Source organism: Curtobacterium sp. 1310 (assembly GCF_017834105.1).
In the GTDB taxonomy this organism is placed as follows: Bacteria; Actinomycetota; Actinomycetes; order Actinomycetales; family Microbacteriaceae; genus Curtobacterium.
In genome coordinates this window covers 87,811-108,382 of sequence record NZ_JAFICY010000001.1, presented here as the reverse complement: position 1 = coordinate 108,382, position 20,572 = coordinate 87,811, and the positions used below count along the sequence as shown (strand labels likewise).

15 protein-coding genes and 1 other RNA gene are annotated in these 20,572 nt (G+C 72.6%); 9 read left to right on the top strand and 7 right to left on the bottom strand.

The window, feature by feature from the left end:
* The first annotated feature begins 82 nt into the window (after window positions 1-82).
* The 8 genes from JOD95_RS00490 (at window position 83) to JOD95_RS00455 (ending at window position 11,992) form a co-directional block, all read left to right on the top strand.
* The gene (locus JOD95_RS00490; protein ID WP_209682273.1) at window positions 83-1,225 is read left to right on the top strand and encodes a hypothetical protein; all 1,143 of its coding nucleotides are present in this window, start codon (window positions 83-85) and stop codon (window positions 1,223-1,225) included.
* An 18-nt stretch (window positions 1,226-1,243) separates the two neighbouring features.
* On the top strand, window positions 1,244-2,029 hold the full coding sequence (locus JOD95_RS00485; protein WP_209682271.1) for an inositol monophosphatase family protein: 786 nt from the start codon (window positions 1,244-1,246) through the stop codon (window positions 2,027-2,029).
* 526 nt (window positions 2,030-2,555) lie between these two features.
* Entirely contained in the window at window positions 2,556-5,276 is a 2,721-nt protein-coding gene (locus JOD95_RS00480) for a LuxR family transcriptional regulator (RefSeq protein WP_209682268.1), read from the top strand.
* A gap of 418 nt (window positions 5,277-5,694) precedes the next feature.
* Complete coding sequence (glmS, locus tag JOD95_RS00475) at window positions 5,695-7,533, top strand: glutamine--fructose-6-phosphate transaminase (isomerizing) (RefSeq protein ID WP_209682266.1); 1,839 nt, start codon at window positions 5,695-5,697, stop codon at window positions 7,531-7,533.
* A 167-nt stretch (window positions 7,534-7,700) separates the two neighbouring features.
* On the top strand, window positions 7,701-8,414 hold the full coding sequence (locus tag JOD95_RS00470) for a M50 family metallopeptidase (RefSeq protein WP_209682263.1): 714 nt from the start codon (window positions 7,701-7,703) through the stop codon (window positions 8,412-8,414).
* A gap of 195 nt (window positions 8,415-8,609) precedes the next feature.
* Window positions 8,610-9,206 carry an NUDIX hydrolase gene (locus JOD95_RS00465; protein WP_209682260.1) on the top strand — a complete coding sequence of 199 codons (597 nt, stop codon included), beginning with the start codon at window positions 8,610-8,612 and terminating at the stop codon, window positions 9,204-9,206.
* Window positions 9,207-9,281: 75 nt separating this feature from the next.
* Window positions 9,282-10,685, top strand: coding sequence for an O-acetylhomoserine aminocarboxypropyltransferase/cysteine synthase family protein (locus tag JOD95_RS00460; RefSeq protein WP_209682256.1), 1,404 nt, complete (start codon window positions 9,282-9,284; stop codon window positions 10,683-10,685).
* A gap of 2 nt (window positions 10,686-10,687) precedes the next feature.
* Window positions 10,688-11,992: an LLM class flavin-dependent oxidoreductase gene (locus tag JOD95_RS00455; protein WP_209682254.1), complete on the top strand. Its 1,305-nt coding sequence runs from the start codon at window positions 10,688-10,690 to the stop codon at window positions 11,990-11,992.
* Window positions 11,993-12,012: 20 nt separating this feature from the next.
* On the opposite strand, the gene JOD95_RS00450 is transcribed toward JOD95_RS00455, so the two are convergent.
* The 7 genes from JOD95_RS00450 to JOD95_RS00420 all read right to left on the bottom strand — a co-directional run bounded on the left by JOD95_RS00450 (window position 12,013) and on the right by JOD95_RS00420 (window position 18,344).
* Entirely contained in the window at window positions 12,013-12,846 is an 834-nt protein-coding gene (locus JOD95_RS00450; RefSeq protein WP_209682251.1) for a hypothetical protein, read from the bottom strand.
* Window positions 12,847-13,020: 174 nt separating this feature from the next.
* Window positions 13,021-13,398, bottom strand: a transfer-messenger RNA (tmRNA) gene (gene ssrA, locus JOD95_RS00445).
* A gap of 132 nt (window positions 13,399-13,530) precedes the next feature.
* Window positions 13,531-14,007 (bottom strand): SsrA-binding protein SmpB, encoded by a 477-nt coding sequence (gene smpB / locus JOD95_RS00440; RefSeq protein ID WP_066654782.1) that lies wholly within the window; start codon window positions 14,005-14,007, stop codon window positions 13,531-13,533.
* A 213-nt stretch (window positions 14,008-14,220) separates the two neighbouring features.
* Window positions 14,221-15,135, bottom strand: coding sequence for a permease-like cell division protein FtsX (gene ftsX / locus JOD95_RS00435; RefSeq protein WP_209682249.1), 915 nt, complete (start codon window positions 15,133-15,135; stop codon window positions 14,221-14,223).
* Complete coding sequence (ftsE, locus tag JOD95_RS00430; protein ID WP_066654786.1) at window positions 15,132-15,890, bottom strand: cell division ATP-binding protein FtsE; 759 nt, start codon at window positions 15,888-15,890, stop codon at window positions 15,132-15,134. The genes ftsX and ftsE overlap by 4 nt, the downstream gene beginning before the upstream one ends.
* 72 nt (window positions 15,891-15,962) lie before the next feature.
* On the bottom strand, window positions 15,963-17,072 hold the full coding sequence (gene prfB, locus JOD95_RS00425; RefSeq protein ID WP_066654787.1) for a peptide chain release factor 2: 1,110 nt from the start codon (window positions 17,070-17,072) through the stop codon (window positions 15,963-15,965).
* A gap of 108 nt (window positions 17,073-17,180) precedes the next feature.
* Window positions 17,181-18,344 carry a cysteine desulfurase family protein gene (locus tag JOD95_RS00420; RefSeq protein ID WP_066654788.1) on the bottom strand — a complete coding sequence of 388 codons (1,164 nt, stop codon included), beginning with the start codon at window positions 18,342-18,344 and terminating at the stop codon, window positions 17,181-17,183.
* A 60-nt stretch (window positions 18,345-18,404) separates the two neighbouring features.
* Between JOD95_RS00420 and JOD95_RS00415 the strand changes: the two genes are divergently transcribed.
* Window positions 18,405-20,459 carry a glycogen-debranching protein gene (locus tag JOD95_RS00415; RefSeq protein WP_209682246.1) on the top strand — a complete coding sequence of 685 codons (2,055 nt, stop codon included), beginning with the start codon at window positions 18,405-18,407 and terminating at the stop codon, window positions 20,457-20,459.
* The last annotated feature ends 113 nt before the right edge of the window (window positions 20,460-20,572 follow it).

Here is a 20,572-nt window from a genome sequence, read left to right as displayed (position 1 = left end):
CGAGGCGGGGGTCGTCCCGCGCGTGGGGACCGTCGCGTGCGTGGTGACCGTCGCGTGCGGCGCGGGTGTACCGTTGCCCCTCGTGCCCGAAGTTGCAGAACACAACACAGCCAGACCCGAACCGGTCCACCACGGTGACCACGCGGCGGAGCACCCGTCGCGAGCCGACCGCCCCACGGCGGCGATGGCGGCGGTCCTGCACCCCGAACACCTCGGACGGTCGCTGCGGTCCTTCGGGTCGCACATCCTCGTGCCGCTGTTCCTGGCGGTCGGGATGAGCCTCGCCTACCTCGGCGCGTTCCACGCCCCGACCCCGCACGAGCTCCCGGTCGGGATCGTCGGCCAGGGCCCGGAGGCCCAGGTGTTCGCCCAGACCGTCACCGACGGCTCCGACGGCCGGCTGGTCGCGCACGTCGTCGACTCGCCGGCCGAGGCCGAACGGCAGGTCCGGGACCGCGACCTCGCCGCCGTGTACGCCCCGGGGACGGACGGCGCCGTGCTCTACGTCTCCACGGCCGCGAGCGAGACCACCGCGACCGCAGCCCAGAAGGTCTTCCTGCCGATCGCGTACGAGCAGCACCTGCCGTTCACCGTGCACGACGTCGTGCCCACCGGTGACGAGGACCCGACCGGCCAGGGACTCTTCTTCCTGCTCGTCGGCCTGAGCGTCGGCGGGTACGCCTCGGCGATCGCCGTCGCCGCGGCGGCCGCGAAGCTCCGCGCGCTCTGGACGGTCGTCGTCGGCGCCGTCACCGCCGGGGTCGTCGCCGGCATCGGTGTCCTGGTCGCCGGACCGCTGTACGGCGTCATCCCGGACCACCGCTGGCAGGTCTTCCTGTTCGCGTGGCTCTACGACGCCGTCATCGTCGCCCTCGGCGTCGGGATGCACCCGCTGCTCGGGCGGTGGACCACCCCGATCCTGACGATGCTCTTCGTGATGCTCAACTTCACGAGCTCCGGCGGGATCTTCCAGCCGTCGTTCCAGCCCGGCTTCTTCGCGGCGCTCAACACGTTCTGGAGCGGCGCGGCCTGGCTCGGCGCCGCGCAGGACCTCGTGTACTTCCCCGGAGCGTCGCTGACCCGGTCGGTGGTCGTGCTCGTGCTGTGGCTGGTCGTCGCGGTGCTGCTCGGTGTCCTCGTGCACGGGCTCGCCGCACACCGGACCCGCATCGCCCGCGAGCGCGCGGTGTCGCGCTACGAGGAGGAGCAGGTCGTCGCGGCCTAGGGCGCTAGCCTGACCTCCGTGGACCTCAGCGCCGACCTGGACTTCGCCCGCTCCCTCGCCGACACCGCCGACGCGATCAGCCTCGAGCGGTTCCGCGCCGCCGACCTGCACGTCACGACGAAGGCCGACAGCACGCACGTCACCGACGCCGACCAGGCGGTCGAGCGTGCCCTGCGCGAGCGCCTGGCGGCCGAGCGCCCGGACGACGCGTTCCTGGGCGAGGAGACGACGGCGGACACCGGCGCCGATGCCCTGAGCGAGGGGCACCGGCAGTGGGTGGTCGACCCGATCGACGGCACCGCGAACTACCTGCGGGGAGTGCCGGTCTGGGCGACCCTCATCGCCCTCGCCGTCGACGGCCGCCCGGTGCTCGGCGTCGTCAGCGCCCCGGCGCTCGGCAAGCGCTGGTGGGCCGCGGAGGGGCTCGGCGCGCACTCGACCGACGGACCCCTGCGGGTCTCCGGCGTCACGGCGCTGTCCGAGGCGAGCCTCAGCTACAACAGCATCCAGCAGTGGGACGAGGACGACCGGCTCGACGCCCTCGTCACCCTGTCCCGCAAGGTCTGGCGCACCCGGGCGTACGGCGACATGTGGTCGTACATGCTCGTCGCCGAGGGGGTCCTCGACGTCGCGGGCGAACCCGACCTCAAGCCGTGGGACATCGCGGCCCTCGTGCCGATCGTCGAGGAGGCGGGCGGCCGCTTCACCTCGCTCGACGGCGACCCGGGCCCGTGGCACGGCAGCGCCCTCGCCACGAACGGGCACGTGCACGACGCCGTCGTGGACGTCATCCGGCGTCCGTAGCCCCTGGTCGTCCCGACAGGGGCGGCACCGGGGCAGGGCGGGCGCTGCGCCGCGGTGTACCCCGCTTGTCCCCTGCGCGCGGCCCCGCCGACGGTGCCGGACCCCCGGACGGGGGCAGGGACCCCCCGGACTGGGGCCAGGCGAGTCGGACACTCTGCTGACGAGCACTTCGGTGGCGTCCGATGGGCGGGTTATCGTGCTCACGACTGATCGGACGCACCGGGTTCCCTAGACCCGGACCGTGTCGGGTCCGTCGTCCATTACTCGTCCGAAAACCCTGACCCGAGGGGTGGTCCAGACGATGACTTCATCGTTCCCAGGCGGAACCGAGTGCACCCTCACTCGTCGTCCGCGTCATCTCACCGACAGCCCTGGTGTGCGCTCCTTCGCCGCCTCGCGTCCGTCCGTCGCCACGGTCCCTGCCCGTGACGCCGACCGGATCCCGTCCGTCGCCGTGGTCTCCCGCCGCGCTGCCGACCGGACGCCCACCGCAGTCTCCGTCCCCGGACCCGGAGGCCGGTGAGTCATGGCACTCACCGGTCGCCGTCTCGAGGTCGACCGGATCGCGACCCTCGCTGTACTCCCTCGTGAGTCCGCGATGGTCGTCGTCGGCGACCCTGGTTCCGGGCGCAGCAGCGTCCTCGACGCGGTCGCTGACCGCGTCTCCCTCCCCGTCGTGCGGGTCGGTGTCAACGGGAGCGAGTCCCGCTGGCCCCTGGCCGGCGTGACCTCCCTGTTCACCGCACTCGACGATCCGCGGGCGACCGCCCACATCGCGCACCTGCTGCAGGCCGGTGGCGCGACGAGCGGGCTCGCCGCCGCGCACGACTTCCTCGAGGCCGTGCAGACCCTGACCCTGCCGCCGACGGTCGTCCTGATCGACGACCTCGACCGGATGGACCGCGAGAGCCAGGAGCTCATCGCGTTCCTGGCGGGTCGGCTCGCCGGCACGGCACTGCGCCTGGTCGCAACGGTCCGGACCGTGCCGTCGGACGGGCCGCTCACGGCCCTCCCCGTGCTGCGGCTCGAGCCGCTGGCCGCCGACGTGTCCCTCGCGCTGGCCCGGTCGATGGCACCGGAGGGCGCGAACGACGGCGTCCTCGCGATCCTCGCCGATGCGACGGGCGGCAACCCCGGTGCGCTCCGCGAGCAGTTCGACATGCTCTCGACCGCCCAGCTGACCGGCACCGAGCCGCTCGTGCTGCCGTTGCGCCCGACCGCCACGACCGAGGCCATCGCGGCGCTGACCCTCGACGTGGTCGAGGGTGCCGCCGACACCGACACCGACACCGACGACGCGGGACGTGGTCTGGACGTCCTCGCCCGGCTGTCCCTCGTGCCGGTCGCCAGGACGACCGGATGGGACCGCGACGCCGTCGACGACCTCGCCGACGCCGGGCTCGTCGTCGTGCGCGGCCAGACCGTCACGGTCCGCGACCCGCTGCTGCGGTCGGCGCTGTACTGGCGGATGTCCGCACGCACCCGGCGCACGCTGCACCGTGAGCTCGCCGTGGCGAGCGCCGAGGCGGACGAGCGCGCCGCCGCGTGGCACCGGAGCTTCGTCGACGACGTCCCCGACGTGGTCGCGCTGCTCGACGCCGCCGCGGGCTACGTCGCCGACGGGGCACCGCACGCCGCGGTCGCCCTGGCCGAGCGTGCCCTGCACGTCGGCTCGGGCGGTGAGGACGAGCGGACGGCACTGCTCGCCGTCACCGAGGCGCTGTTCGCACAGCGTCAGCTCGGGCTCGCCGCGCGCTACCTCACCGCGATGCGCCCGTTCCGGCGCGGGTCGGACGAGGTCCGGCGCCTGCGGGTCCTGTACTCCGTGCAGTACCTGCGCGGCGAGACCGTGCACGCGGACGAGCTCCTCGTGCCCGTGGACGCGGAGGCACCCGAAGCCCCCGCGACCGCCGGGCTCCTGGCGATGGTCGCGAGCTTCCGGGCGGAGACGTGGGACCTCGAGCAGGCCCGCGACCTGCTCGCCCGGGTCGAGCAGCTCGGTCCGGTGATCACCCCGCACACCGCGGAGATCGCCGGCGCCGTGCAGTGCCTCGTCGCTGCGCTCGACGGTTCGCTGCCCGCCGACACGGAGCTCTACGACGGACTCTCGACGGCGCGGCTGATGGCGATGTCCGAACCGGCACTCCTGCTCGTGGCACACGCGCTGAGCCTCGCCGAGCGGTACCGGAGCGCACGTCGCGTCTTCGCGCTCGTCGTCGCCCGCGGGCAGGACACCGAGGCCGTGTGGGTCGAGGGAGCCCGCTACCTGTCCGCCGAGAACGAGCTGCGCTCCGGCAACTTCCGGCAGGCCCTCCGCGCGATCGACGCCTGGGAGGCCGGGAGCGCCCTGTCCGCGCAACGGCTCCGCGAGCCGTCGCGGGCGGTCGCGGTCGCGTGGCGCCACTTCGCCGAGGGTCGTTCGCTCGAGGCGCTCGAGGTGGTGGACCGGTGCCTGGCGCTCCGCTCCACGGTGCTGCTCTGGGGCACCACGGCCCGGCTGCACGCACTCCGCGGGCGTGTGCTGCTGCTCGACGGTCGTGTCGACGAGGCGGTGACCGCCCTCGAGGCGGCGGACGCCGTCGGCCGGTCGCTGCGCAACCCGACCGTGCTGCGGCACCTCGGCGACCTGGTCGAGGGCTACGTGCGCCTCGGCCGGATCGACGACGCCCGGAACGCGACGGCCCGGCTCGCGGCCGACCACCACGCCCGGCCGTCCCGCTGGGGCGCGCTCGTGCTGGCCCGCAGCCTGGCGCTCGTCGCCGACGACGCCACCCGTGAGTCGGCGCGTCGTCGAGCCCTCGAGCTGTTCCAGCCGCACGACTCGCAGTACGAGCGCGCTCGCACCTTCGCCGCCCTGACGGCGGTGGGCACGGACGCCGAGCGGCCCCGCCTCGGCGCCGCCGCCGCGGCCGCGTACGAGGCGGCCGGTCTGCGACGACCGCTGGCGACGCCCGCGCCGACGGCGGTCATGCCGGCCTTCGGCGTGCCGACGTCGCTGCGGTCCGGACCGGTGCTGTCCGCCCCGGTCCCCGGGTCACCGCGGAGCGCCCCGGACGCGTCGGTGGTGCTCACCCAGCTGACCGCGGAGGAGCGCGCCGTGGTGCAGAAGGTGACCGAGGGCTACCGCAACCGCGAGATCGCCTCGTCGCTGTTCATGTCCCAGCGCACCGTGGAGCTGCGCCTGACGCAGATCTACCGGAAGGTCGGTGCGCGCTCGCGCTCGCACCTCGTCGCGCTGCTCACCTGATCGCGCGACCCGCGGACGCAGGGCGACCGCTCGACGGACGGGAGGCCCGGTACCAGCTGGTACCGGGCCTCCCGTCCGTCACGCCCGACGTCGGACCGCGAGCCGGCTTGCGGGAGTCCGCACCGACGACACGTCGGGTCGCACCGCTCGCGCGGTGAACCGCAAGAGCCGCTGCGCGGTGTTGTCCCGGCGGACCCGCCGGGCGAGGCTCGTGGTGCACCGACCGTCGTGCCCTTCCCGGAAGGGCCCGTCCGCGGATCACGACCGTCCGGTACCCGAACCGCCGACCCTCCCGGTCCGCCCCCGCCTGATCCGCGGGTGGATCGGCCGGGCGACGGACCCGGACCCGCGGCAGACCCGGCGGCGGTCGGTGCCGCTCCCCGGCACCGGGCCGGTCCACCACCCGAACGGACACCGTATGTGCGGCATCATCGCGGCGCGCGTCAGCGACGACGTGACCCCCTTCCTGCTCGACGGTCTCGAACGGCTGGAGTACCGGGGGTACGACTCCGTCGGCGTCGCGGTGCGGACCGCCGCCGGTCGGATCGCCACGGTCCGGTCGGTGTCCCGCGTCGCGGACCTGCGGGCGGACCTCGCTGCACGGGCGGCCGCAGTACCGGCAGAGGACGCCTCGACCGGGCTCGGCATCGGGCACACCCGCTGGGCGACCTGCGGGACGGTGCGCGAGGAGAACGCGCACCCGCACGCCGACTGCTCCGGCCGGATCAGCGTCGTGCACAACGGGACCGTCGAGAACGCGGGACGGTTGCGGGCGACGCTCGAGCAGCAGGGGCACGTGTTCCGGTCCGAGGTCGACTCCGAGGTCATCGGGCACCTGGTCGAGCGTGCACTCCGCGTCGATCCCGACCTCGTGCTCGCGGTGCAGATCGCGACCGCGCAACTGCGGGGCTCCTGGGCGATCGTCGTGCTCGACGCCCGGGACGGCCGCATGGTCGCCGCCGCGAACCGGTCGCCCCTCGTCGTCGCACGCTCGGCACGGGGTGACTTCGTCGCGAGCGACGTCGGCACCATCGCCCGGTGGTGCGAGACCTTCGTGCCGCTCCGGGACGGCGACGTCGTCGAGCTCGGCGAGGCGTGGAGCTGGTCGTCGGAGGGCATCGCCGTGCCCGTGCCCTTCCCCACCCCGTCCCCGTTCGCCACGACCGCGCTCGACGTCGACCTCGGCGACCACCCGGACCACACGGCCAAGGAGATCGCCGAACAGCCCCGGGTCGTCGCCGACCTGCTCGAGCGCGTCCGGCAGCGCACGGCGGACGGCAGCACCTGGACGGGGCTCGGGCTGCCGGCGTTCGATCGGCTCGCCGTGGTGGCCTGCGGGACGTCGCTGCACGCCGGCCAGGTCGTCGCCGGCACCGCGCGCACCCTCGGCGGCGTGCCCACCGACATCGTCGTCGCGAGCGAGGTGGACCACGCCGTCCTCGGTCGCGGCACCCTCGTCGTCGCCATCAGCCAGTCCGGGGAGACCGCGGACGTCCTCCGGGCGCTCGACCGGCTCGACGACCGGTACCCGGTCCTGGCGCTGACGGACGACGTGCACTCGTCCCTCGCCCGCCGAGCCGACGCGGTGCTCGCCTGCCACACCGGCCCCGAGGTCGGGCTCGCCGCGACGAAGACCTTCACGGCGCAGGTGGTCGTCGGCGTGACCGCGGTCCTGTCGGCACTGGTCGCCTCGGGCCGGCTCGAGCCGACCCGCGCCGCAGCCCTGGTCGACGAGCTCTCCGGACTGCCCGAGCGGATGGCGGCCGCCGCCGCGGTCGCAGCCGAGCGCATCCCGCTCCTGGCCGCGACGGTCCGGGACGCGCCCGGGTTCCTGTTCGTCGGCCTCGGGCCCGGGCTGCCCTACGCAGCCGAGGGTGCGCTGAAGGTGGAGGAGCTCGCCTACCGGTGGGCACGGTCCTGCCCCGTCGGTGAGCTCAAGCACGGTCCGCTCGCGCTCGTCGACGACGGCACCCCGGTCGTGGTGGTCGACCACGGGGACCCGCGCATCGCCTCCGCCGTCGCCGAGGTCCGGGCCCGCGGCGGCCTCGTCGTCACGATCGGCGGTGCGGGCTCCGACGTACCGGCGATCGCCGACCGCGCGGAGGCCACCGGCCTGGCCTGGGGACGGTCGCTCGCACCCTGGGGTCCGGTCGAGGCGGTCGTGCCCCTGCAGATGCTGGCGCGTGAACTCGCGCTGCAGCTCGGTTGCGCGGTGGACAAGCCCCGCGCCGCCGCGAGGTCGGTGACGGTCGAGTAGCCAGGCACGTGCAGCGCAACCGGGTGACGGTGTTCCTCGTCGTCCTGACCGGCCTCGCGGTCGTCGCGACGGTCGTCGTGGTGGTGCTCGTCGTCGTGGACGCCGTCCACTGACCCGACGGCCCGCGCGGTCAGCGTCCTCTGGGTGGGTGCTGCCATCCTGGCGTCTTGACCGCAGCAGCCCCGCCCCTCGTGTTCGTCGCCGTCCTGGTCGGCGCCGTCCTGCCCGTCGTGCCCCTGGTCGGCCGGGTCGCCCGGATCGCGGCCACCATCGTGCACGAGGTCGGCCACTGCGTCGTCGTGGTGCCGTTCGGCGGACGCATCGACCGGATCGACCTGCACGCCGACGGCTCCGGCGAGGCCTGGGTCCGACTCGGGCGCGTGCCGGCGGCGATCCGCTGGCTGGTCCGGGTCCTCAACCTCTTCGCCGGGTACAGCGCGCCGCTCTGGGCCGGGGTGCTGCTCGTCTCCGGGGTGCTCCAGGGGTCGCGGTGGCTCCCCGTGGTGGTGCTCGCCGTCGTCGGCCTGGTGGCCCTGGCGTTCGTGCGGAACTGGTTCGGCCTGCTCGTCGTGCTCGGCTTCGACGCGCTCGCGCTGTGGGTGGCGGTCCGGCCGTCGGAGGCCACCGTGCTCGTCGTCGCCGCGGTCGGCACCGCGTTCGTGGTGGACGGTCTGCGGTCCCTCGTGCACGTCGCCCGCTGGCTGCTGACCGGCGCCCGGGTGCAGACGGACTTCCACATCGCCGCCGCCGAGATGCGGGTGCCGGCCGTGCTGTGGTTCGTGTTCTTCGTGGCGGTGAACGGTGTGGCGGTGTGGCTCGCCCGGGAGCCGCTCCTCGCCACGTGGGACACCGTCGCCGCCGGGGTGCGCGCACTGTTCTGACCCGGGCCCGAGGTGTCGGCGGGCCGGCGTCGGCAGCCCGGCCGCGCTCCTGCGACATCGCACGCGTCGATCGACCGGTGCGATGTCGAACGATGCACACGCACACGATGCCGGCGCACGAACCGACGTCCCACGCGTCGATCGACACGCGTCTCGTCGCGTACACGTACCCGTCCGCCGTGCCACGATCGTCGGATGCGCCCCGCCGATGCCCTCGCCGCGCTCACCGACGCGCCGTCGCCCGACCGCGAGCGGTTCGTCGGGTTCGTCCGCAGCACCGGGGACGCTGCACTCGACCGGTCCCTCGGCACGGAGCACCTGACGGCGTCGTGCTTCGTGTTCTCGCCCGACCGGTCCCGCGTCCTGCTCTGCCTGCACCGCAAGGGCCGGTTCTGGGTGCAGTTCGGCGGACACCTCGAGCCGCAGGACGCCGACCTGGCCGGGGCGGCTCGGCGCGAGGCCCGCGAGGAGTCCGGCATCGTCGGTCTCGAGCTCGACGACGGCGTCGTGGCCGACCTGGACCGCCACGACCTGCACGGCGGCTTCTCCTGCGCGGCGCACTGGGACGTCGGCTTCGTCGCCACGGCGGACCCATCCACCCGGACGACGGTGAGCCACGAGAGCGAGGACGTCCGGTGGTTCCCGGTCGACAGGCTCCCGGATCCGACCGCCCCGGGACTCCCCCGACGCCTCGCCGCACTGCTCGCCGGAGCAGACACAGACACAGACACAGACACAGACGCAGACGTGAGCACGGCCGCTCCCGCTCGGGGTGGCACCGCCGGCCCGTAACCCGACGCCGCAATGCCCCACCGGCCCGTCCGGCCTGCGAGAGTACCCGCACGACGGACACGCCAGGAGGACCCCATGTCGAACGACGGCCACGGCTTCGCCACCGAGCAGGTGCACGGCGGGTTCCTGCCCGACACCGCACACGGAGCGCGGGTCCCCGCGATCCACATGACCTCGGGCTTCCTCTTCGACGACTTCGAGCAGGCCCGCGAGCGCTTCGCCGGTGCCGACGACGGGTACACCTACACACGGCTGGGCAACCCGACGAACGCCGACGTCGAGCGCCGCGTCGCACTGCTCGAACGGAGCGCCGAGGCGATCCTCGTCGGCAGCGGCCAGGCGGCGGTGACGGTGGCGCTCCTCGGGCTCCTGCAGGCGGGCGACCACGTCGTGAGCGCCCGGAGCATCTACGAGGGCACGAAGGGCCTGCTCCTGCAGAACCTGGCGCGCCTCGGCATCGAGGTCGACTTCGTCGCGGACCAGCGCGACCTCGACGCGTGGGCCCGCGCGGTCCGACCGAACACGAAGCTCTTCTTCGCCGAGACGATCCCCAACCCGAAGAACGACGTCCTCGACATCGCCGGGGTCGCCGACACCGCACACCGGGCGGGTGTACCGCTCGTCGTGGACAACACCCTGGCGACGCCGTACCTGGTGCGCCCGGTCGAGCACGGCGCCGACGTCGTGGTGCACTCCGCGTCGAAGTTCCTCTCCGGGCACGGTGCCGGCCTCGGCGGGCTCGTCGTCGACGGCGGGACCTTCGACTGGGGCCGCACGCCGGAACGCTTCTCCCACCTCACGACGCCGGACCGCGCCCTCGGCGGGCAGAGCTACGTCGAGCGCCACGGCAGCCGGGCCTTCGCGGTGTACGCGCGTGACGTCGTCGCGTCACGGATCGGTCCGACGCCGTCGCCCTTCAACGCCTTCCTGCTGCGTCAGGGCATCGAGACGCTGTCGCTCCGCGTCGAGCGCCACGTCGCGAACGCGCTGGCCGTCGCGTCCTTCCTGGAGCGCCAGCCGGAGGTGACGAGCGTCGACCACGCGGGGCTCGCCTCCAGTCCGTACCACGACCTCGCCCAGCGCTACCTGCCCCGTGGGGCCGGCTCGGTCTTCGCCTTCACGCTCGCCGGTGGCGAGCCGGCCGCCCGCGCCTTCATCGACGCGGTGCAGCTCATCAGTCGGATGACCCACCTGGGTGACGTGCGCTCGCTCGTGCTGCACCCCGCGACCACCACGCACGCCGGCCGCACCGCGGCCGAGCGGGCCGAGCTCGGCATCGGCGACGGCCTGGTCCGGCTGTCCGTCGGCATCGAGGACGTCACCGACCTGCTCGCCGACGTGGAGCGCGGCCTGGCGGCGGTCCGTGCGGCCACCGGACGGGACGGCGACGGCCGGGAGGCCCGCCCCGCCCCCGCCACGGAGGTCGCGGCCCTCGCACGCGCCGTCCCGCAGGCCCACCTCGTCGGGCAGGAGGTCTGACGGTGGGCGACCTGCAGCACTTCGGGTACTTCTTCTCGCGGGGGTTCGGCCCGCAGGCCTGGGGACGGTCCGACTGGGACTGGGGCCACGACTGGACGAAGCCCGACCTGTACCAGCAGTCCGTCCGGGCGCTCGAGCAGGCGGGGATGGACCTCGTGATCGCCGAGGACGCGATCTCCCTCGGCAGTCCGGCGACCCTCGACCTGCGGATCCGGCAGGCGTACGGCGGTCCGAAGCACGACCCGCTGCTGCTCGCGCCGTACCTGTTCGCGGTGACGCAGCACATCGGCATCGCACCGACGGTGAACGCCGGCATCACACCGCCGTACCTCGCCGCGCGGCAGGCCGCGACACTCGCGCACCTGTCCTCGGACCGCTTCGGGCTGAACGTCGTGACCGACACCGGCAGCGCCCGGCACGTCGGTGCGGCACCGCTCCCGCACGACGCCGCGTACGACCGCGCCGAGGAGTGGATCACGCTGCTCCGACGGCTCTGGCACTCGTGGAGCGACGGCTACGTCGGGGACCCGACGGACTGGCACTTCGCCGACGGCGACGCACTCGACGCGTTCCACCACGAGGGCGCGTACTTCACCGCCGACGGCCCGCTCAACGCGCTCCCGCTCGACGCTGACCCGGTCGTGGTCTCCCCCGGCGGATCCGGACGCGGGCTCGGGTTCGCCGGGACGCACTCGGACGTGCAGCTCGCACTCGCACCGTTGACGGCCGAGGCGGTCCGTGCGTACCGGTCCCGGGTGCTGACCGCCGCGGCCGACGCCGGGCGCAGCGCGGACGACCTGCGGGTGCTGTTCGTGCTCAAGCCGGTCCTGGTGCCCTCGGTCGAGGACGCCGAGCGGGTCGTCGCCGCGTCACGACACCCGTCGGATGCCGATCTCCGGGCCGCCGCCGTCGCGTGGTCGAGCGACTCCGAGACGGATCTGCTCGCCCTCGACCTGGACGCACCGATCCCGGACGGGACCTTCGGCGACCACGTGTCCGCGGGCACGGTCCGTGGGCTGGTCGGGGACACGCCGGACGCGCCCCTCCGGGAACTCCTGACCCGGAAGGCCCGGCTCGGGCGGATCAGCGCGCGCGAGGGGTTCGTCGGGACGGCCGAGGAGTTCGCGGACTTCGTGGAGGAGCTCGGGGCGGACGCGGACAACGACGGGTTCATCCTGTCCGGCGACCTGCACCCGGCGCAGGTGTACCGGCTGACGGGCGACCTCGTGCCCGCACTGCGCCGCCGGGGGCTGCTGCGCCGAGAGTACGGCGACGGCGGCCTGCGGGCGAACCTGTTCGACTTCTGACCCGGCCCTACCGCGTGGTCCTACTGCTTCTTGTCGGACTGCTTCTTGTCGGACTGCTTCTTGTCGGACTTCTTCTTGTCGGACTTCTTCTTGTCCTTCTTCTTGCCGGACTTCTTCTTCTTGTCCTTCTTCTTCTTGTCGGACTGCTTCTCGTCCTTGTCCTTGGTCTTCGTGCCCTCGTCCTGCTCGCCGGGCTGTTCCGCCGGGAAGTCGTCGTCGACCACCGTGCGCGAGGCGCGGACACCGGAGGGCGCGATCCCGTCGACCGGCTCGACCACGACGGACGTGCCGGTGTCCGAGAGCACGTCGACCTGCTGTTCCTCGGCCACGGGTGCCAGGGCGTCCTCGACCCGCTCCACCACGAGCTCCGCCCCGTCCTCGGCGAGCCGCAGGAGCGCCTGGGCAGCACGGACCCGCGTGGTGGTCCTCCGTGCGAGCACGTCGGCCCGGGCTCCCTCGAGGAACCCACGCAGCGCCAGCTCCACCGCCGAGCGGCCGCGTGGCGCCGACCGATCGAGGCGGTCGAACTCGCCGGCGATGCCCGCGACGTCGTCCTCGACGTGCTCGTCGCGCACCGACGTCACCAGCGCGGCCACCGCCGACGCTGCCCGTTCGACCGCGGCCGAGCGTTGGTCGAGCACGACGAGCATCTCGAACACGGTGCCGTACGACACCGTCTCGAGGCGCACCGGCTCGGCACCACGACCGCGGACGACGAGCCGTGACCCGGGCGTCGGCAGCCAGGCGACGACGGCGGCGACGGTCGCGACGGACCCCACGATCCGCTCGTACTCCGCCAGTCCCAGACGGTCCTGCTCGCGCAGACGGACTCGGATCGCGATCTCCTGCACCACGTGCTGCCCTCCCGGTCGGGTCGACGCAGGACCAGCCCCGCGCTCGCTCCGGACAGTAGTCCGGGACCCAGGGGGAACGACGAACGCCCCGGCGCCGTCCTGGGGGACGACGACGGGGCGTTCGGGTGGCGATCTCGGTTCGATCAGCGCGACAGCGGCTCGACGGCACGGCGTTGGTGGAGATGGGGGGAATCGAACCCCCGTCCATCGCTGCGGTTCGACGTCTTCTACGGGCGTATCCGGATGAGTCGTTCTGCTCGGCCCCGTCCTTTGCTACCGGCTTCTAGGACGACGGGCCCAGTCTCAGTGCAAGTCCCGCACGGCCCTGAGGCGCAACCGTGCAGCAAGTCCTCTGGATGACGCCGGAACTCAGGTTAGAAGACGATCACCTGGCCGACGGACTTCATGTGCTGGGCTGCTTACGCAGCGAGAGCGAAGTCAGTGCGCTTGGAATTGGCACTTGTTGTTTTCCACGGATCGTTCACGAGATGACCGTGGGTCCTCGGCCCGCTTCCCGTCGGCACACAGGCAATGTCGAAACCGATCATCCCCGTACGGGCCGTGACGTGCGAGCCGCTGTCACGCTGTTGAGTTGCCAATGCTCCCCGTGAGGAGCGGACCCCAGCCTAGCGGGGTGTGCTGGACGACGCCACCGACGTTCGCCGAGGGCTCACCCCGCCGCGCTCACTCGCCGAGGCGGTTGCGCGAGCGCATGGCGCGCTCGGCCTCGCGCTTGTCGGTCTTCTCGCGCAGGGCCTGACGCTTGTCGAACTCGCGCTTGCCCTTGGCGACCGCGATCTCGACCTTCGCGCGGCCGTCGTGGAAGTAGATCTTCATCGGCACGAGCGTGTACCCGCCCTGCGCGGTCTTGTGCGAGATCTTCACGATCTGCTGCTTGTGCAGGAGGAGCTTGCGCTTCCGCCGCGGCGCGTGGTTGTTCCACGTCCCCTCGGTGTACTCGGGGATGTGCACGGAGTCGAGCCAGGCCTCGCCACCGTCGATGAACGCGTAGCCGTCGACGAGTGAGGCCCGCCCCTCGCGGAGGGACTTCACCTCGGTACCCGAGAGCACCATGCCCGCCTCGTACGTGTCCTCGATCAGGTAGTCGTGGCGCGCGCGACGGTTGGTCGCCACGATCTTCTCGCCGCGTTCCTTCGCCATGGTGACTCCCTTCGTGACCGGGCACGAACCCCGGTGCTGCTGCGCAGCCCTACAGCCTAGTGAACACGACGACCGCGGCGCACCTTCCCGGCGCGCCGCGGTGCGCCGGCGACCCGAGGCTCGTGCAGGCGGACACGTTCTTGGCAGGACCACCGCGAAGATGTCCGCCACGGCGAGCCTCGCGCCGGACGATCTACCGCCGCCCGGGCCGGGTCAGACGCGCAGGTACCGGCGGATCGCGATGAGCGCCGAGACCCCGGCCAGGAGCACGCCGATCACGATCACCGCGGGCACGACCACGGCCGCGTCGCTCATGCCGATGAAGGCGGTGCCGGAGAACCGCTGCGCCAGGTAGTTCCGGACGAAGAACCAGACCACCGCGGTGATCGCGCCACCGGCGAGCACCGCTCCGATCGCGGCGGCGATCACCCCCTCGAGCACGAAGGGTGTCTGGATGAACCGGTTCGACGCCCCGACCAGGCGCATGATGCCGAGCTCGCGTCGCCTGCTGAACGCCGAGAGTCGGATGGTGGTCGCGATGAGCAGTACGGCCGCCACGAGCATCAGCGACGCGATGCCGATCGCCGTGTACGACGATGCGTTGAGCAGGTTGAAGATCGGCTGCAGGTACCCGCGCTGGTCGACGACGCTCTGCACGCCGGCGACCTTCGACAGGCTCTCGACGAGCACGTCCGCCTGCGACGGGTTCTTCAGGTTCACCCAGAAGGTCTCGTTGAGGTACTCCGGCTTCACGAACTCGGTCGCGGGCGAGTCCTTGAACTGCTCCTTGAACCGCGTGAACGCCTGGTCCTGGTCCTCGTAGTACGTCTTCTCGATGTACGGCTTCAGGGTGGACGAGTCGAGCTGCGCCTGGACCTGCTCGCGCTGGTCCTCGGTCGCCTTGGCGCCGGTGCAGTTGCCGGTGGTGTCGGTGTCGGTGCACAGGTACACCGCGACCTGCGCCCGGTCGTACCAGTACCCCTTCATCTGGTTGATCTGCATCTGCAGCAGGATCGCCGTGCCCACGAAGGTGAGCGAGATGAAGGTCACCAGGACGACCGAGACCACCATCGACGCGTTGCGCCGCAGGCCCGAGCCGACCTCGGACATGACGAGCCCGAGCCTCATCGGATGAGCCCCGGGATCGTCTGGATGCCGGTCGTGTTCGAGACGCCGGAGCCGCGCTGGATCGGCAGCGCCTGCGTCTGGTACCCGCCGGACTGCTCGTCGCGCAGGACGGTGCCGTTCGAGAGCTCGATGACCCGGCGCTGCATCTGGTTCACGATGCTGGCGTCGTGCGTCGCCATGAGCACGGTGGTGCCTCCCTGGTTGATGCGTTCGAGGAGCGCCATGATGCCCGCCGAGGTGGTCGGGTCGAGGTTGCCGGTGGGCTCGTCGGCCAGCAGGATCGCCGGCTTGTTGACGACCGCACGGGCGATCGCGACGCGCTGCTGCTCACCACCGGAGAGCTCGTGCGGCATCCGGGTGGCCTTGCCGGCCAGGCCGACGAGCTTGAGCACGTCGGTGACGGCCTCGCTGATGAAGCCCTTGCTCTTGCCGATCACCTGGAGCGAGAACGCGACGTTGTCGAAGACGTTCTTGTTCGGCAGGAGCCGGAAGTCCTGGAAGACCACACCGAGGTTGCGGCGGAAGTACGGGACCTTGCGCGACGACAGCGCGCCGAGGCGCTGGCCGAGCACGTGGATCTGCCCGCGGGTCGGCTTCTCCTCCTTGAGCACGAGGCGGAGGAAGCTCGACTTGCCGGAGCCGGACGCGCCGACGAGGAAGACGAACTCACCCTTGAGGATCTCGAGGGAGAGGTCGTCGAGCGCGGGACTCGGGTTGCCCGAGTAGACCTTGGTGACCTGGTCGAATTTGATCATGACCGGATCAGGCTAGGTCGGGTGGGCCGGAAGTCAACCGAGGCGCGCGGCTCGACTCCCCCGCGAGCTCGCTCAGGAATCGTCGCCCTGCTTGCGCCAGCGGATGCCCGCGTTGATGAAGCCGTCCAGGTCCCCGTCGAACACCGACGACGGGTTGTTGACCTCGTGCTCGCTCCGGAGGTCCTTGACCATCTGGTACGGCGCGAGGACGTACGAGCGGATCTGGTCACCCCAGCTCGCCGTGATGTTGCCGGCGAGCTCCTTCTTCTTCGCGTTCTCCTCCTCCTTCTTCAGGAGCAGCAGGCGCGACTGCAGCACGCGCATGGCGGCTGCGCGGTTCTGGATCTGCGACTTCTCGTTCTGCATGGACACGACGGTGCCGGTCGGCAGGTGGGTCAGGCGGACGGCGGAGTCCGTGGTGTTGACCGACTGGCCACCGGGGCCGGAGGACCGGAACACGTCGACCCGGATGTCGTTCTCCGGGATGTCGATGACCGCGGTCTCCGGCATGAGCGGGATGACCTCGACCGCGGCGAACGAGGTCTGGCGCTTGCCCGCGGCACCGAACGGCGACATGCGGACGAGGCGGTGCGTGCCGGCCTCGACCGAGAGCGTGCCGAAGGCGTACGGCGCGTCGACCTCGAACGTCGCGGACTTGATGCCCGCTTCCTCCGCGTAGGAGGTGTCCATGACGGTGGTCTTGAAGCCGTGCTGCTCGGCGTAGCGCAGGTACATGCGGAGGAGCATCTCGGCGAAGTCCGCCGCATCGACACCGCCGGCACCGGCGCGGATCGTGATCACCGCGGGGCGCTCGTCGTACTCGCCGTCGAGGAGGGTCTGCACCTCGAGGTCGCCCATGGTCTTCTGGATGGCCTTGAGCTCGTCCTGCGCCTCGGCCGCGGAGTCGGCGTCGTCGGCCTCGTTCGCCATCTCGACGAGGACCTCGAGGTCGTCGATGCGCTGCTCGGTGTCGGTCATCTTCCGGAGCTCGGCCTGCTTGTGCGAGAGCGCGCTCGTCACCTGCTGCGCGTGCTCGACGTCGTCCCACAGGTCCTGGGCACCCGCCTGCTCGCTCAGTTCGGCGATCTCGCGCTGGAGCCGGTCGACGTCGACGACCGAGCGGATGTTGCCGAAGGTCTCGCGGAGGGCGGACAGCTGCTCGGTGAAGTCAAGTTCGACCATGGTCACCGATCCTACCGGTGCCCACCGGCCGGGAGGCTCGCCGCACTCCGCCGTGTGGGCTCGCGTCCGGCAGGTGGCCGCTGTGGAGGGCCGTGGGGACCTGGTCGCTCAGCGTCCGAGCAGAGGCGTCCGGGACGCCAGGCCGGCTGCACCGGCCCGGGCGACCGCGTCGGGCAGCGCGGCGAGGAAGGCGTCGACGTCGGCCTCGGTCGAGGTGTGCCCGAGCGTGATGCGCAGGGCGCCGCGGGCCTCGTCCTCGGACAGGCCCATGCCGAGCAGCACGTGCGACGCCTCGGGGACGCCGGCCTGGCAGGCGGACCCGGTCGACACGGCGACCCCGGCCGCGTCGAGCAGGAACAGCAGCGAGTCGCCCTCGCACCCGGGGAAGGTGAAGTGGGCGTTGCCGGGGAGCCGGTCGACCGGGTCGCCCATGAGCACGGCGCTCGGGACGCGCTCCAGGACCCCCGCGACGAGCCGGTCGCGCAGGGCCGACGCGTCGTGCAGCCCGGCGTCGGCGGCGACCCCGAAGGCCGCCGCCGCCGGGGCGTCCTGCGTCCCGCTGCGGACCTGTCGCTGCTGGCCACCGCCGTGGATGAGCGGCTCGACCGTCGCACGGCGCCCGAGGACCAGCGCGCCGATCCCGACCGGCCCACCGATCTTGTGCGCCGACACGCTGAGCGCGTCGAGGCCGGAGGCCGCGAACGACACCGGGACCTGCCCGTACGCCGCGACGGCGTCGCTGTGCACCGGCACACCGGCGGCGTGCGCCAGCTCGACGATGCGGTCGACCGGCTGCAGGGTCCCGACCTCGTTGTTCGCCCACAGGAACGTGACCAGGGCGACGTCCGAGGCGTCGGCGAGCCGTGCCTCCAGGCCGACGAGGTCGACGCGACCCTGCGCGTCCAGCGGGACCACGTCGACGACGGCGCCCTCGTGGCGCTCGAGCCACTCAACCGTGTCGACGGTGGCGTGGTGCTCGCCCGCCGGCACGACGATGCGCGGCCGCGGACGGTCCTGCTGCCGCGCCCAGTACAGCCCCTTGACCGCGAGGTTGATGCTCTCGGTGCCGCCGGAGGTGAAGACGACCTCGACCGGCTCCGCGTCGAGCGACCGGGCGACCGCGGCGCGACCGTCCTCGAGCAGCATCTTCGCGCGCTGGCCGGCGCTGTGGATCGACGACGGGTTGCCCACCGTGGCCAGGGCCCGGGTGAACGCGGCGAGCGCCGCGGGCAGGATGGGCGTCGTCGCCGCGTGGTCGAGGTAGACCGGCATGACTGCGCCCCTTCCGTGTGCGTTCACAGGATACCTCCGGCCCCTCGTACCCTGGTCGTCATGCACCGCACCGCGATCGACGAGACCCCCGGCTTCCGCCTCGGTGACGGCGTGCCCCGCTTCTCGGTGCGTTCCGCCTCCGCGACCGCGGTGACCCTCGTGGTCGTCGACGCCGACGGTGTCGAGACCCGCCACGTCCTGTCGCGGACCGACGGCACCGACCGGTGGGCGGCGGAGACGCCGGACGTGCGGCCGGGCGATCGGTACCACCTGCTCGTCGACGGTCCGGACGGACCCCGCCACGCGTTCGACCCCGCGCGACCGCTGCTCGACCCGTACGCGCGTGGCATCGTCCCCGCGGCGACGGCCGCTGGGAGCGGCGGCCCACGGTGGACGAGCGTCGTGGTCGACGATGCCTTCGACTGGGGCGGTGTGCCGAAGCCCGACGTCCCCCTGGACCGGACCGTCGTGTACGAGGCGAACGTCCGCACGCTCACCGCTGCGAACCCCGACGTCCCCGAGCACCTGCGCGGGACGTACGCCGGCGTCGCGCACCCGAGCACCATCGCCCACCTGCGCCGCATCGGCGTGACGACCCTCGAGCTGCTGCCCGTGCACGCGTTCGACACCGAGGCGTGGCTCCGGGACGCCGGTCGCGAGAACGCGTGGGGCTACAACACCCTCGGGTTCTTCGCACCGCACGCGGCCCACGCCTCGTCGGACGCCCGTGCCGCGGGTGCCTCCGCGGTGCTCCGCGAGTTCAAGGGCATGGTGCGACTCCTGCACGAGGCGGGCATCCAGGTGCTGCTCGACGTCGTCTACAACCACACCGCCGAGGAGGGCACCGGCGGACCCACCACCTCGCTGCGCGGCATCGACGGGGCGGGGCGGTACCGCTGGACCGAGGACGGTGCGTCGTACTACGACACCACCGGCTGCGGGAACACGCTCGACACCTCGGTCGAGGCCACCGCGGACATGGTCGTCGAGAGCCTGCGCTACTGGGCGCGCGAGGTGCAGGTCGACGGGTTCCGGTTCGACCTGATGGCGGCGCTCGCCCGCGACGAGCACCACGTGTTCGACCCGGCGCACCCGTTGCTCGAGCGCATCCGGCAGCACCCGGACCTGCAGGACGTGCTCGTCGTCGCCGAGCCGTGGGACGTCGGTCCCGACGGGTGGCGCACGGGGGCGTTCGGCCCCGGCACGAGCGAGTGGAACGACGGGTTCCGGAACACCGTCCGCCAGTTCTGGCTGACCGACGTCGCCGAGGAACGCCGGAACGGCACCCCGCAGGCGGGCATCGGTCGGCTCGCCGAGGCGCTCACCGGGTCCCGCGGCACCTTCGGCCAGGAGCGCGGCCCCCTCGCGAGCGTCAACTTCGTCACGGCCCACGACGGCTTCACGCTGCTCGACCTCGTCTCGCACGACCGCAAGCACAACGAGGCGAACGGCGAGGACGGGCGGGACGGGTCCGACGACAACCGCTCGTTCAACCACGGGATCGAGGGCGACACGGCCGACCGCGGGGTGCGTGCCGCCCGGGGCCGGTCGATGCGGAACCTCGTCGGCACCCTGATGCTCTCGGCGGGCATCCCGATGCTGACCGCCGGCGACGAGCGCAGCAGGACGCAGCACGGCAACAACAACGCCTACGTCGTGTCCGACGACCTGACCGCCGTCGACTGGTCGGACGACGAGGACGCCGAGGCGATGACCGAGGCGGTCGCGGCGCTCACGCGGCTGCGCGCAGCGCACCCGGCGCTCCGGCCGACGCGCTTCGGGGTCGAGGGGCGGGAGACGCCCGGAGCGTCGCGCATGGCGTGGTACGGACCGGACGGGCAGCCGATGACCCCCGAGGGGTGGGACCAACCCATCCACCGGGTCGTGCAGTACTTCGCCGAGTCGACCCCGGAGCACGAGCCGTTCGACCGGGTGCTCGTGGTCGTGCACGGCAGCGGGCGGACGCGGGACCTGACGCTGCCGGCGCGCCAGGACGTGCTCGGGTACCGGTTGGCCTGGTCGAGCGAGAAGCACCGCGACCACGAGCGGCTCCGGCCGGGCGGGCAGGTCTTCACCGCGTACGGCCCCGGCATCCACGTCTTCGAGGTGGCGTAGGGGGGTCGTGGCCCTCCGCGCGCCCGTCCGGGGAAGGAACGGGCGACGGAGCCCGCACGTGCGCGTCCTGCACAGGCCGGGTGACGCGCCCGACACTGCACAGGGAACGCGTT